A 12,654-nucleotide genomic window follows, 5' to 3' on the forward strand; every position below is an offset into this window, starting at 1 on the left:
CCCCCCCCCCCCCCCCCCCCCCCCCGCGGATCGACACCGGACCGGCGGCCGATGTCGCGCCGGGGCGCCGCCGTCCGCACCCCGGTCGCCCGGCGCCGCGGGGCAGTCCCCGCCGGTCCGGGCGGTCCTCGGGCCGGGCCGCCCTCACCGGTCGTCGGTCGCGTCGCGGCAGACGGCGGCCAGGGTCGCCAGCGCGGCGGAACGCCCGGCGGCCGCGGCGCCCGGGTCCGCGGCAGTGATCGCGGCCTTCCACAGGGCCCAACCGCGACCCCGGTCCCAGGTGTCGGCATCCAGGGCGGTGGCCGCGCGGAACGTGCGCCGCGCCGCCCCGTCGAACATCGTCCATGCCGGGACGGTGTCGCAGGCCGGATCGCCGACGGCGCTGCACCCCCAGTCCAGCACCGCGGCGAGCCGCCCGTCCCGCACCAGGAGGTTGTTCACGGCGACGTCGCCGTGCACCCAGACGGGATCCCGGCGCCAGCGGCTCGCCAGCGCCCGGTCCAGCACGTCACGGGCACCGGGCGCCGCGCCGGCGGGCAGCCGGTCGAGCGCCCGCACCGCCTCGCCGGCGTAGTGCGCCAGCGGGCCGCCGCGGAACAGGCTGTGACCGCCGGCCGGTGGCCCACCGTCCGGGGGGACGTCCCGGAGCGCGGCCAGGAAGCCGCCCAGGTCGGCGGCCAGCACCGACGGCTCCCACCGGGCGTCGGCCGCGACGGTGCCGTCCCGCCAGCGGTAGACCGACCACCGGAACGGATAGCCGAGCGCCGGCCGGCCGAGCGCCACCGGCTCCGGCACGGGCAGCGGGAGCCGGCGCGCCAGCACGGGAAGCCAGTGGTGCTCCTTGTCGATCTGCGGCTCGTACCCGGCGGCACTGGGCAGCCGCACCGACAGCCGGTCACCCAGCCGGAACGTCCGGTTGTCCCAACCCTGCGGGTCGGCCGCCCGCACCGGCAGGTGCGACCAGTGGGGGAACTGCAGCGCCACCAGCGCGGCCGCCAGCGCGGCGTCCACCACGAAAGGCGCGCCGGCGCCGGAAGGGCTGTCGTGCACCCGGACAGCGTCCGCGACGAACGCCCGCCGGCGCGAGCCGTTTCGCACCATGGCACGCGCCACGGGGTCGAGGACCCGGACCGGGTGGCTCCGGGCGCGCTCTCCGACGACGCGGGCCGTCACGGCACCGGCGACGGCACCGGCGACGGCTACGGTCGGCCCGTGAGCACGGAAAGCCTGTACACGGTGACCGTCGGTGCTTCCGCCGTCGTCGGAATGCTGACCGCCACGGTCCTGCTGCGCCGTGTCGCCGCTCGACCGGCCGCCGAGCACGACCCGGCGGGCGCCGACGCGGCCGGCCCGGTGCCGACCGTCCGACCGGAGGCACCGACCGAGCACGGTCCGGTCGGCGGCCGGCAGCCGGCGCCCGCCGCACCCGGAGCGGCATCCGCCGCGAACGGGTTGCCGCGCGCCGTCTCTCACCGAGCCGTCGCCGTGGTCGCCGTGATCGCCGGAGTCCTGTCCGCGCTGGTCGCCGTGCGTCTCGGGGCGACCTGGAGCCTGCCGGCCTACGCGGCGCTGGCGGTGGCGGGCGTGCTGCTGGCGGCCGTGGACCTGCGGGAACACCGGCTGCCCAACCGCGGGGTGGCCGCCACCGCGGTGGCCGGGCTGGCCCTGCTGGCGGTCGCGTCGCTGGGCGGCGCCGGCTGGGCACCGTTCGGTCGTGCCCTGGCCGGGGCGGCAGCGCTGTTCGCGGCCTACCTGGTGCTGGCACTGCTCGCACCGAGCGGCCTCGGCATGGGCGACGTCAAGCTGGCCGGCGCGCTCGGGCTGTACCTGGGGTACCTCGGCTGGCGGCCGCTGGTCCTCGGCGGGCTCGGCGGGTTCGTCCTGGTGGCCGTGGCCGGCCTGTTCCTCCTCGGAGCCCGGCGGGCGGACCGCCGCACGCAGCTGGCGTTCGGGCCCGCGATGGTGGCGGCGGCGTTGATCACGGTGCTCGTGCACGGTCAGTGACGGGCGGACCGGCGGCGCTGGGCCGGTCGGGACGGCGCCGTGCGGGCACCCGTCGTCCCTCTCGGGACGACCGGTCCCCGAACGGCCGCGAACAGCCCGCAGGCATTCGGGTGGTCCGGAGGTGCGGGTCGACCTGCCGTCCACTGAGGAGTGGTCACATCACCGCTCCGGGAGAGCGGTTCACTCGCTCCGTCGGTAACGCCGGTGACCTACACACGGGTCGTAGCGGTCGCGCGCCGCAGGTCCACCCGGACGATACCGCTACTTTGTGTCAACCTGCCGCTACGCTGAGTGGGTCGAGCGGATCGCCGACATCGTCCCGGATCTCCCAGCTAGGAGTCGTCATGAACGCCCTCTACGCCACGCTGTACAGCTTCGCCGTCACCACCAAGGACCGCCTCCGCCGTGAGGAGCGCGGGGCCACGGCCGTCGAGTACGGGCTGCTCGTCGGGCTGATCGCCGTGGTGATCATCGCGGCAGTGCTGCTGCTCGGGCCGAAGCTGAGCGGCATCTTCACGTCCGTCAACGACAAGCTGCCCGGCGGTTCCGGCGCGACCTCCGGCGCCACGCCGACCAGCTGACGCCCATCTCGTAGCGGACGGACGACACCCATGACCACCACGGACGGTTCCCGCCCGGACGGGACGCCCGGCACGGGCGCCCGGCCGGCGGGGACCGCCGTGGCGGGTCACGGACGCCCCGCCCGCAGCGCGACCCGCCGGCGGGCCGCCGGCCGACAGGACCCCGAGAGCGGCGCCGTGGCCGTCGAGTTCGCGCTCGTGCTGCTGCCGCTGGTGCTGATCCTCTTCGGGATCATCGACTTCGGCCGGGTCTACGACCAGCAGCTCGGGCTGACCGCCGCCGCCCGCGAGGGTGTCCGGACCATGGCGGTGCAGAACAGCACCGCCGCCGCCCGCAGCGCCGCGCGGGCCGCCGCCCCGCAGCTGTCCCCCGCGCTGACCGACGCGCAGATCCAGATCTCCCCGGCGACCTGCTCCATCGGCACGACGGTGCGGGTCACGGTGACCTATCCGCTGTCGTCGGTGAGCGGCTTCTTCACCGGGTTGTTCGCCGGACGGAACCTGACCGGCACCGGGGTCATGCGATGCGGCGGCTGACCGACGACCGTGGTGCCGTCGGCGTTCTCGTCGCCGTGCTGCTGGTCCCGATGCTGCTGCTGACCGCCCTCGTCGTGGACGTCGGCACCGCCTACGTCGAGCGCCGGCAGCTGCAGAACGCCGCCGACGCCGCCGCTCTCGCCGTCGCGGCCGACTGCGGCCGAGGCGCCTGCGGCAACACCGCGACCACCGCAACCACTCTCGCCGCGGCCAACGTCGGCCGCAGCGGCACCACGGCCATCGCCACGGTGACCGGGCACCAGGTCACCGTCCGCACCAGCGGCCCGGTCGACTACACGTTCGCGCCGCTGATCGGCATCCGCGGCCGGACCGTGGGCGCGTCGAGCACGGCAGGCTGGGGTGCGCCGACCGGTGGCCGGTCCGTGCTCCCGCTGGCCTTCTCGTGGTGCTCGTTCCAGGCGCAGACCGGCGGCGGGCTGCCGACCCGCACCACGCCGACGACCATCCTGTTCCCCAAGACCGACGCCACGGCCTGCACCGGACCCTCCGGCAACCCGGTGCCGGGCGGCTTCGCCTGGCTGACGGCGGACAGCGGCGGATGCTGGGCCACCACGTCGATCTCGACGGCGCGGGTCTACTCCGACCCCGGCCGCTCGGCCCCGAGCTCCTGTAGTGCCGCCAGTTTCGCGGCCGTGCTGAACCGGACGGTGCTGCTGCCGGTATTCGACACCTTCGGGCTGAGCGGCAGCAACGCCTGGTACCACGTGTACGCCTACGCCGCCTTCCGGGTCACCGGCTACAACTTCGGCGGCCAGAACAAGAGCTCGCCCGCTCCCTGCTCGGGCAACGACAGCTGCATCGCCGGCTACTTCACCGTCTACGTCGAACCATCCCAGGGCTGGACCTACGGCGCGGCCGCTCCGGATCTCGGAGCCCGCCTGGTCACCCTCGTCGCATAGGAATCCCATGAAGAGTCGCCTGTTGGCCGCCGCGGTGGCCCTGGTGCTCGCCGCGGCGGGCACCGTCGTGCTGGTCTCGTACCTGCGCGGCGTCGACGTCCGCGCCGCGCAGGCGGCCCGGGCCGCCGCCCCCCGCACGGTCGCGGTCCTGGTCGCCGCCCGGCCCATCCCCGCCGGCGCCCCGGCCGCCGCGGTCGCCGCCGCCGTCACCTCGGTGGAGCTGCCCGAGTCGGCGGTCCTGCCGGACCGGATCACCGATCCCGCGCAGCTCGCCGGCCGGGTCGCACTGGTGCCGCTGGCCGCCGGAGAGCAGTTGCTGCTCGCCAAGTTCGGGACGCCGCCGCCCGCGACGACGGCCGCCACACCGACGGTGTCCGTGTCGCCGTCCTTTCAGCAGGTCACCGTGCTGCTGCCGGCCGAGCGCGCGCTGGGCGGCCGGGTTGCGCCCGGCCAGACCGTGGGCATCTTCATCTCCCTCAAGAGCGGGCAGACGCATCTGGCCGTGCAGAAGGTCCTGGTGACCGCGGTGCAGAAGAACGCAGCCCCGGCGCCGGCCACCGGCACCACCGCGTCCACCACGCCACAGCCCGGGGACGCCGCGGCCGGCGCGGACGCCGCCGCGACCGGGACCTCGACGGCGGCACCGGCCGGCACCGTCGCGCCGGTCGCCGCCGACGCCGCCGCCGTCGCAGCCGACGCCGCCGCGGCCACCACCACCAGCACCGGCACCGGCACTCCTGCGGTCGACCCGACGGTCGCCCTGCTGGTGACCTTCGCGCTCTCCACCCCGGACAGCGAGAAGGTCGTCTTCGCCGCCGAGCACGGCTCCATCTGGCTGTCCGACGACCCGGCCACGGCGGACGAGAACGGCACCCGGATCGTCGACGGACAGAAGGTGTACCGATGAGCGCGATGGCGGTGTGCACGACCTCGGACGAGTTCGTCCGGCGGGTCCGGCTGGCCGTGGGCGCGGACAGCGTCGTGGTGATCACCGCGGACAGCACCGTCGACCGGCGCGAGGACGGCGCCTACCCGGGGCACAGTCCCGCGCGGATCGTGGCGGAACTGGCTGCCCGAGGGCTGCCCGACCTGGTCGTCTTCGGACCCGGGGTCCCGACCGGCGCCGCCCTCGAGGTCGCGACGCACCTGGACGAGCGGCACCTGCCGACGGCCGTGGTGCTCGCGAACGGCGTCGGCAGCGACCAGTGGCTCACCGCCATGCGGGCCGGCGTCAAGGACGTGCTCCCGCCGGACGCCGACGTCGGCGACATCCGGTCGGTGCTGGAGCGCACGGCTGCGGTCGCCGTCGCCCGCCGGCAGGCCGGTGACACCGAGGTCGGACGCCCCCGCGGCCGCGTCATCCCGGTGGGCTCGCCCAAGGGCGGCTGCGGGAAGACCACCGTCGCGACGAACCTGGCGGTCGGGTTGGCGAAACTGGCGCCGCACCAGACGGTCATCGTCGACCTGGACCTGCAGTTCGGCGACGTGGCCACCGCGCTCCAGCTGGCACCCGAGCAGGGCATCGCGGAGGCGGCGCAGGTGCGGGACCTGGATGCCATGGGGCTGAAGACCTTCCTCAAGCCGCACCCGACCGGCCTGTACTCGCTGTGCGCGCCCGAGTCGCCCGCCGCCGCGGACGCCATCAGCGGCGAACAGGTGGGGCGGTTGCTGGACTTCCTGGCCACGGAGTTCCGGTACGTCGTCGTGGACACCGCCCCGGGACTCACCGAGCACACCCTCGCCGTGCTCGACCAGGCCACCGACGCCGTCCTGATGTGCTCCATGGACGTGCCCAGCATCCGCGGCCTGTACAAGGAACTCGAGATCCTGCAGGAGTTGTCGCTGACCCGCATGCACCGGCAGATCCTGCTCAACTTCGCCGACCGGCACAGCGGGTTGACCGTCAAGGACGTCGAGGAGGTGCTCGGCACACCGGTCGATCTCGTGCTGCCCCGGTCGAGAGCCGTTCCACTGTCGACCAATCGCGGTGTTCCCCTGCTGCAGGGCCGCCCGCGGGACCCGGTCAGCAAGGGACTGCAGACGCTCGTCGGACGGTTCCAGCCGCAACTGCGCAAGGCCGTCGGCCGCGCGCCCAAGCACCGGGCGGTGGCCCGGTGAAGCTGTCGCAACGGCTGCAGGTGGTCCGGGACGTGGCGCCGGCCGCCCCCGCCTCCCTCGGCACCACCCGGGCCGCCACCACCCGCGCCGCCACCACGACGGCTCCCCGCCGGCCGGCGCTGGAACCGGTGGCGGCGCCGCCGGTCGACGCCCTGGCGGCATTGAAGGACCGGGCGACCAAGGCCTTGTTCGAGCGGATCGGCGCCCGGCTCAACGACGCCGGCATGGCCGAGGACGCCCTGCACGCGCTGGTCCGCGAGGAGCTCGGGCACGTTGTCGAGCAGGAGGAGGTGCCGCTGTCCCCGGACGAGCGGCAGCGCCTGCTCCGGGACGTCAGCGACGACGTGCTCGGCTACGGGCCGCTGCAGCGGCTGCTGGACGACGCCTCCGTCACCGAGATCATGGTCAACGGCCCGGACACCGTCTTCGTCGAGCGGAACGGGCGGCTGGTCCGCACCTCGGCGCGGTTCGCGTCCGAGGACCACGTGCGGCGGGTCATCGAGCGCATCGTGTCGCGGGTCGGCCGGCGGATCGACGAGTCGTCGCCGCTGGTGGACGCCCGGCTGCCAGACGGCTCCCGGGTGAACGCGATCATCCCGCCGCTGGCGTTCAGTGGCTCGTCGCTGACCATCCGGAAGTTCGCCAAGGACCCGTTCGAGGTCGACGATCTCGTCGCATTCGGCACGCTGTCCCCCGAGATGGCCGAGCTGCTGCGGGCCGCCGTGCAGGCGCGGCTGAACATCATCGTCTCCGGCGGCACCGGCACCGGCAAGACGACGCTGCTGAACGTGCTGTCCTCGTTCATCCCGGAGGGCGAGCGGATCGTCACGATCGAGGACGCCGTCGAGCTGCAGCTGCAGCAGGAGCACGTCGTCCGGCTGGAGAGCCGGCCGCCCAACATCGAGGGCAAGGGCGCGGTGACGATCCGCGACCTGGTGCGCAACTCGCTCCGGATGCGCCCGGACCGCATCGTGGTCGGCGAGTGTCGCGGCGGCGAGAGCCTGGACATGTTGCAGGCCATGAACACCGGCCACGACGGGTCGCTGTCCACGGTGCACGCCAACTCGCCCCGGGACGCGCTGTCCCGGCTGGAGACCCTGGTGCTGATGGCCGGCATGGACCTGCCGCTGCGCGCCATCCGCGAGCAGATCGCCTCCGCCGTCGACGTCTTCGTGCAGCTGACCCGGCTGCGCGACGGGTCCCGGCGGGTCACCCACGTCACCGAGGTGCAGGGCATGGAAGGCGACGTGGTGACCCTGCAGGACGCCTTCGTCTTCGACTACTCGGCCGGCGTCGACGCCAACGGCCGTTTCCTGGGCCGGGCGGTCCCCACCGGCGTCCGGCCGCGGTTCACCGACCGGATCCGCGACATGGGCATCAGCCTGTCCCCCAGCGTCTTCGGCGCCTCGCCGGCCGGGCGGCGGTAGCCGTGGACCCGTCCCTGTTCGCCGGCGTCGCCGCCTGCTGGCTGGCCGTCCTGGTCGGCGTCGTCGCGCTGGTGCGGCCGGGCTCGCGCCGGGTCGCGCCGGAACGCCGGCGGCGGCCCGGCGCGCAGGCGCCCGCCGGCGTGCTCGCCGCGCCCAGCCGCCGGGTCACCGGCGGCATCGAGCGGATGCTGGCCCGCACCGGCCGGTCGCACCGGATCGCCGCCGCCCTGGACAGCGCCGGCCGCACCACCCGCCCTCAGGACTTCGTGCTCGTGGTCGCCGCGGCCGCGCTGGCCGCGGCCGCCGTCGGGATGCTGCTCGGCGGCCCGCTGCCCGCCGCCCTGCTCGCCCTGCTGCCGCCGGTGCTGGCCCGGGTGTGGCTGGGCACGGCGGCCGGGCGGCGCCGGGCGGCCTTCGCCGACCAGCTGGACGACTCGCTGCAGCTGCTGGCCGGCAGCCTGCGCGCCGGGCACAGTCTGCTGCGCGCCGTCGACGCCGTCTCCCGCGAGGCGGAGGAACCGACGTCCGCCGAGTTCCAGCGGATCCTCAACGAGACCAGGGTCGGCCGCGAGCTGATCGATTCCCTGGACGACACCGCCCGGCGGATGGCCAGCGACGACTTCGTCTGGGTGTCCCAGGCGATCGCCATCCACCGGGAGGTCGGCGGGGACCTGGCCGAGGTGCTGGACACCGTCGGCCACACCATCCGCGAGCGGAACCAGATCCGCCGGCAGGTCAAGGCGCTGTCCGCCGAGGGCCGGATGTCCGGCGTCGTGCTGATGCTGCTGCCGTTCGGCGTCGCCGGGTTCCTGCTGATGACCAACCCGGCGCACCTGGCCGCGCTGACGCACGGCGTGCTGGGCTGGTCGATGATCGCCGGCGCGGTGCTGCTGATGGTCATCGGCGGCCTGTGGCTGCGCAGGACGGTGTCGTTCAAGTTCTGAGGCGGGCGCCCGAACCCGCCATCGCGCAACCGTTTCCACCGTTTCGAGAGGACAGCCATGCCGCCCGTCGTGCTGCTGGCGCTGCTGACCGTCGCGCTGTCGGCGGCGACACTGGTCTGGCTGGCCACCGCGCCGCAGGCCGCCGTCCGCCGCGAGGTGCTGGACAACGCGCGGCACGGCCTGGTGGCCGACCCGGACCCGGCGGCCGGTCCCGGCCGGCCGGGCACGCTCGCCCGGCTGGCCCGGCTGCTCGCCACCTCCGGCACCGTGGCCCGGCTGGACCGGCTCGCCGCAGGGGCCGGCCGGCCGCCGACCTGGACGGTCGAGCGGCTGCTGGTGGCCAAGCTGCTGCTGCCGGTGGCCGTCGCCGGGGTCGGGGTGCTCTTCCTGGCCGGCTCGCCGTCCGCCGGGCGGATCCTGCTCGTGGCGGTGGTCGTGGTGGTCGGGCACTTCGTCCCCGACCTGCTGCTGCAGAGCCGCGGCCAGGAGCGGCAGCAGCGCATCGGGCTGGAGCTGCCGGACACCCTGGACCAGATGACAATCGCCGTGGAGGCCGGGCTGGGCTTCGAGGCCGCCATGCTGCGGGCCGCGCAGAACGGCACCGGGCCACTAACCCAGGAGCTGGTCCGCACGCTGCAGGACATGCAGCTGGGCCAGTCCCGGCGCGAGGCCTACCAGGCGCTCTGCGACCGGACCAGCGCCCCGGACCTGCGCCGCTTCGTCCGCGCCGTCATCCAGGCCGACCTGTACGGCATCGGCATCGCCGACGTGCTGCGCACCCAGGCCGGCGAGATGCGGCTCAAGCGCCGGCAGCGCGCCGAGGAGAAGGCGATGAAGATCCCGGTCAAGGTGATCTTCCCTTTGATGCTGTGCATCCTGCCCGCGCTGTTCATCGTGCTGCTCGGGCCGATCGTCATCCAGGTGACCCAGGTCTTCGGGCACTGACCGGACTCACCGGCACCGACCAGCAGCCACCGCACCGACCGCACCGACCGCCTGGGCCTTCCGGCGGGGGCCGGTCAGGCCGAGCCCACCCACTCGTCCGACCCGTCGGCGAACTCCTGTCGCTTCCAGACCGGGATCCGGTGCTTGACGGTGTCGACGAGCTGCGAGCAGGCGGCGAACGCCTCGGCCCGGTGCGCGGCCGACACCGCCGCCACCACCGCCGTGTCGCCGACCGCCAGCCGGCCGAACCGGTGCGTCACGGCCACGGCGACCACTCCGTCGAGCGCCGCGACGTCCGCCGCGATCCCGGCGACGACGGTGGCCGCCGACGGGTGGGCCTCGTACTCCAGCAGCCGGACGGCGCGGCCGCCGTCGTGGTCGCGGACCACCCCGGTGAACAGCACCGTCGCCCCGGCGTGCGGGTCGTCCACCGCGGCCAGGTGCAGCGCCGGGTCGAGGACCGACCCGGACACCGCGGCCAGCGCGACGCGGCCGCCGGTCACCGGTCGTCCGCCTCGGGGTCCGCACGCGGGTGGTCGCCGCCGGCCAGCTGGTCCAGGGCGTGGTCCAGCACCCGGTCCAGCACCGCGATCCCGTCCCGCACGCCGCCGGTGGAGCCGGGCAGGTTGACGATGAGCGTGCGGCCGGCGACGCCGGCCACCCCGCGGGACAGCGCGGCGGTCGGCACCGCGCCGGCCCCCTCGCGGCGGATCGCCTCGGCCAGTCCGGGGATCTCGTAGTCCAGCACGGCGACGGTGGCCTCCGGGGTCCCGTCCGTCGGGGTCAGACCGGTGCCACCGGAGGTGATCACCAGGGCCGCGCCGACCGCGCCGCGCAGCGCGGTCAGCACCGCCGGCCCGTCGGCCACCACGACCGGGTCGCCCACGGCGAAGCCGCGGTCGGCCAGCCACCGGGTCAGCAGCGGCCCCGTCCGGTCGGCGTACACGCCGGCGGCCGCCCGGCTGGACGCGATGATCACCACCGCGGTGCGGGGCGGGAGGTCGGGCAGCAGCGGCGGCGTGGTCACGGGTCCTACCTGTCCGCGGGCCGCGACCAGGAACCGGTCTTCCCGCCGTCCTTGGTCTCGACCCGGACGGCGTCCAGCACCGCGGCCGGGTCCACCGCCTTGATCATGTCGTGCATCGTCAGGCCGGCCACCGCGACGGCGGTCAGGGCCTCCATCTCGACCCCGGTGCGGCCGGTGGTCCGCACCGTGGCCCGGATCCGGATCTCCGACCCGGCCGGTTCCAGCTCGACCCGCACCGCGGACAGCGGCAGCGGGTGACACAGCGGGACCAGGTCGCTGGTGCGCTTGGCCCCGAGGATCCCGGCGATCCGCGCAGTGGCCAGCGCGTCGCCCTTGGGCAGGCCGTCCGCGGCGACCAGCCCGACGACCTCGGCCGTGGTCCGCACCACGCCCGTGGCCACCGCGGTCCGGTCGCTCACCGGCTTGTCCCCGACGTCGACCATCCGCGCCGCACCCGACCGGTCGGTGTGGGTCAGCGCGGGCGTCCCGGCGCCGGGGTCAGTCATGCGTGACGTCGGCGAGCTCGGGGGCGTGGTCGGTCGGTGCGCCGATGGCGCTGCCCCGACCGTCCGCACGGTCGGCACGGTCGGCACGGTCGGCACGGTCGGCACTGCCGGCACTGCCGGTCGCCTCGCCGCCGTCGTCGGTGGTGACGCTGCGGGTGCTGTGGTCGGCCCCGCCGGCGGCGTGGCGCGACGCGCCGACCACCGCGCGGGCGACCGCGGTGGCGACCTTGTCGTCGAACACGCTGGGGACGATGAACGAGGCGTTCAGCTGGTCCGGCTGGACCACGTCGGCGATCGCGTGGGCTGCGGCCACCAGCATGTCGTCGGTGATGTTCCTGGCCTGCGCGTCCAGCAGCCCCCGGAACACCCCCGGGAACGCCAGCACGTTGTTGATCTGGTTCGGGAAGTCCGACCGGCCGGTCGCCACCACGGCGGCGTGCTGCTGCGCCTCCAGCGGGTCGATCTCCGGGTCCGGGTTGGCCAGCGCGAACACCACCGCGCGGTCGGCCATGGTGGCGACGTCCGCACCGGAGAGGATGTTCGGCGCGGACACCCCGATGAACACGTCCGCGCCGGCGACCGCCTGGGCCAGGGTCCCGGTCAGGCCGCGCCGGTTGGTGGCCGCGGCGACCGCCGCGAGATTGGGGTCCATGCCGGGCCGGCCGGTGTGCACGATGCCGTCGATGTCCACCGCGACGATGTCCGCGGGATGCTGCAGCAGGAGCAACCGGATGATGGCGTTCCCCGCGGCGCCCACCCCGGACACCACGATCCGGCAGTCCTCGATCCGCTTGTCCACCACCCGCAGGGCGTTGCGCAGCGCGCCCACCACCACGATGGCGGTGCCGTGCTGGTCGTCGTGGAAGACCGGGATGTCGAGCCGCTCCCGCAGCCGCTTCTCGATCTCGAAGCAGCGCGGCGCGGCGATGTCCTCGAGGTTGATGCCGCCGTAGACGGGAGCGATCAGCTCGACGGTGCGGATGATCTCCTCGGTGTCCGTGGTGTCCAGGCAGACCGGCCACGCGTCCACCCCGGCGAACTTCTTGAACAGGGCCGCCTTGCCCTCCATCACCGGCAGCGCGGCGGCGGGACCGATGTTGCCCAGCCCCAGCACCGCCGTCCCGTCGGTGACGACCGCAACGGTGTTGCGCTTGATGGTCAGCCGCCGCGCGTCCTCGGGGTTCTCGGCGATGGCCTGGCAGACCCGCGCGACGCCCGGCGTGTACGCGCGGGACAGGTCGTCGCGGTTGCGCAGCGGGACCTTCGAGGTCACCTCGATCTTGCCGCCCAGGTGCACCAGGAAGGTGCGGTCGGACACCTTGCGGACGGCGACGCCGGGCAGCGCGTCGACCGCGGCGGTGATCTCGCCGGCGTGGTCGGCCGACAGTGCGTTGGCCGACAGGTCGACGACCATCAGCGCGGCGGTGGACTCGACGACGTCGAACGCGGTGATCACCCCGCCGGCGCGCCCGACGGCGCTGGTCAGGTCGCCCGCGGCGGACGCCGACGGCGGTGCGGCGACCCGCATCGTGATCGAGTAGCCGGGACCGGGGATCGCCATCGCGCGCTGCCTTTCCGGCCGGTGCGACGTCCCACCGGCCGGCCGAGGATAGCGCTCGGCGCGCTGGCTCCGGACGCCGTGACC

At 74.9% G+C, this 12,654-nt stretch carries 14 protein-coding genes; 9 read left to right on the forward strand and 5 right to left on the reverse strand.

Annotated elements, in window-relative coordinates; genetic code table 11:
- Window positions 1–144 precede the first annotated feature (144 nt).
- A complete protein-coding gene (locus tag IEY37_RS02790) occupies window positions 145–1,050 on the reverse strand; it encodes an aminoglycoside phosphotransferase family protein (RefSeq protein ID WP_229673654.1) in 906 nt (301 codons plus the stop codon).
- Between the two features lie 162 nt (window positions 1,051–1,212).
- Between IEY37_RS02790 and IEY37_RS02795 the strand changes: the two genes are divergently transcribed.
- The 9 genes from IEY37_RS02795 (at window position 1,213) to IEY37_RS02835 (ending at window position 9,476) form a co-directional block, all read left to right on the forward strand.
- Window positions 1,213–2,004: a prepilin peptidase gene (locus IEY37_RS02795; RefSeq protein ID WP_188939926.1), complete on the forward strand. Its 792-nt coding sequence runs from the start codon at window positions 1,213–1,215 to the stop codon at window positions 2,002–2,004.
- 344 nt (window positions 2,005–2,348) lie between these two features.
- The gene (locus tag IEY37_RS02800) at window positions 2,349–2,585 is read left to right on the forward strand and encodes a Flp family type IVb pilin (RefSeq protein ID WP_188939927.1); all 237 of its coding nucleotides are present in this window, start codon (window positions 2,349–2,351) and stop codon (window positions 2,583–2,585) included.
- 30 nt (window positions 2,586–2,615) lie between these two features.
- Window positions 2,616–3,122, forward strand: coding sequence for a TadE/TadG family type IV pilus assembly protein (locus IEY37_RS02805; RefSeq protein ID WP_188939928.1), 507 nt, complete (start codon window positions 2,616–2,618; stop codon window positions 3,120–3,122).
- Window positions 3,110–4,042 (forward strand): pilus assembly protein TadG-related protein, encoded by a 933-nt coding sequence (locus IEY37_RS02810; protein WP_188939929.1) that lies wholly within the window; start codon window positions 3,110–3,112, stop codon window positions 4,040–4,042. Before IEY37_RS02805 ends, IEY37_RS02810 begins: the two co-directional genes overlap by 13 nt.
- 7 nt (window positions 4,043–4,049) lie before the next feature.
- Window positions 4,050–4,949 carry an SAF domain-containing protein gene (locus IEY37_RS02815; RefSeq protein WP_188939930.1) on the forward strand — a complete coding sequence of 300 codons (900 nt, stop codon included), beginning with the start codon at window positions 4,050–4,052 and terminating at the stop codon, window positions 4,947–4,949.
- Entirely contained in the window at window positions 4,946–6,160 is a 1,215-nt protein-coding gene (locus IEY37_RS02820; protein WP_188939931.1) for a CpaE/TadZ family protein, read from the forward strand. The genes IEY37_RS02815 and IEY37_RS02820 overlap by 4 nt, the downstream gene beginning before the upstream one ends.
- On the forward strand, window positions 6,157–7,587 hold the full coding sequence (locus tag IEY37_RS02825) for a TadA family conjugal transfer-associated ATPase (RefSeq protein ID WP_188939932.1): 1,431 nt from the start codon (window positions 6,157–6,159) through the stop codon (window positions 7,585–7,587). Before IEY37_RS02820 ends, IEY37_RS02825 begins: the two co-directional genes overlap by 4 nt.
- 2 nt (window positions 7,588–7,589) lie before the next feature.
- Complete coding sequence (locus IEY37_RS02830) at window positions 7,590–8,531, forward strand: type II secretion system F family protein (RefSeq protein ID WP_188939933.1); 942 nt, start codon at window positions 7,590–7,592, stop codon at window positions 8,529–8,531.
- A gap of 57 nt (window positions 8,532–8,588) precedes the next feature.
- Window positions 8,589–9,476 (forward strand): type II secretion system F family protein, encoded by an 888-nt coding sequence (locus IEY37_RS02835; protein WP_188939934.1) that lies wholly within the window; start codon window positions 8,589–8,591, stop codon window positions 9,474–9,476.
- A gap of 74 nt (window positions 9,477–9,550) precedes the next feature.
- Here IEY37_RS02835 and IEY37_RS02840 read toward each other — a convergent pair whose 3' ends face one another.
- From IEY37_RS02840 to IEY37_RS02855, 4 genes are read right to left on the reverse strand one after another with little or no spacing between them, the layout of a single operon-like run.
- Window positions 9,551–9,979 carry a molybdenum cofactor biosynthesis protein MoaE gene (locus tag IEY37_RS02840; protein ID WP_188939935.1) on the reverse strand — a complete coding sequence of 143 codons (429 nt, stop codon included), beginning with the start codon at window positions 9,977–9,979 and terminating at the stop codon, window positions 9,551–9,553.
- Window positions 9,976–10,455: a MogA/MoaB family molybdenum cofactor biosynthesis protein gene (locus tag IEY37_RS02845; RefSeq protein WP_188940186.1), complete on the reverse strand. Its 480-nt coding sequence runs from the start codon at window positions 10,453–10,455 to the stop codon at window positions 9,976–9,978. Before IEY37_RS02845 ends, IEY37_RS02840 begins: the two co-directional genes overlap by 4 nt.
- Before the next feature lie 53 nt (window positions 10,456–10,508).
- On the reverse strand, window positions 10,509–11,009 hold the full coding sequence (gene moaC, locus IEY37_RS02850) for a cyclic pyranopterin monophosphate synthase MoaC (RefSeq protein ID WP_188939936.1): 501 nt from the start codon (window positions 11,007–11,009) through the stop codon (window positions 10,509–10,511).
- Window positions 11,002–12,570: an NAD-dependent malic enzyme gene (locus tag IEY37_RS02855; RefSeq protein WP_188939937.1), complete on the reverse strand. Its 1,569-nt coding sequence runs from the start codon at window positions 12,568–12,570 to the stop codon at window positions 11,002–11,004. The genes moaC and IEY37_RS02855 overlap by 8 nt, the downstream gene beginning before the upstream one ends.
- Between the last annotated feature and the right edge of the window lie 84 nt (window positions 12,571–12,654).

Source organism: Nakamurella endophytica, from assembly GCF_014646215.1.
Lineage (GTDB): Bacteria > Actinomycetota > Actinomycetes > Mycobacteriales > Nakamurellaceae > Nakamurella > Nakamurella endophytica.

Excerpts from the sequence above, each read along its gene's own strand:
- IEY37_RS02805 (WP_188939928.1), top strand. The coding sequence starts at position 2,616 with ATGACCACCACGGACGGTTCCCGCCCGGACGGGACGCCCGGCACGGGC.
- moaC (WP_188939936.1), bottom strand. The coding sequence starts at position 11,009 with ATGACTGACCCCGGCGCCGGGACGCCCGCGCTGACCCACACCGACCGG.
- IEY37_RS02800 (WP_188939927.1), top strand. The coding sequence starts at position 2,349 with ATGAACGCCCTCTACGCCACGCTGTACAGCTTCGCCGTCACCACCAAG.
- IEY37_RS02855 (WP_188939937.1), bottom strand. The coding sequence starts at position 12,570 with ATGGCGATCCCCGGTCCCGGCTACTCGATCACGATGCGGGTCGCCGCA.
- IEY37_RS02815 (WP_188939930.1), top strand. The coding sequence starts at position 4,050 with ATGAAGAGTCGCCTGTTGGCCGCCGCGGTGGCCCTGGTGCTCGCCGCG.
- IEY37_RS02835 (WP_188939934.1), top strand. The coding sequence starts at position 8,589 with ATGCCGCCCGTCGTGCTGCTGGCGCTGCTGACCGTCGCGCTGTCGGCG.
- IEY37_RS02820 (WP_188939931.1), top strand. The coding sequence starts at position 4,946 with ATGAGCGCGATGGCGGTGTGCACGACCTCGGACGAGTTCGTCCGGCGG.
- IEY37_RS02810 (WP_188939929.1), top strand. The coding sequence starts at position 3,110 with ATGCGGCGGCTGACCGACGACCGTGGTGCCGTCGGCGTTCTCGTCGCC.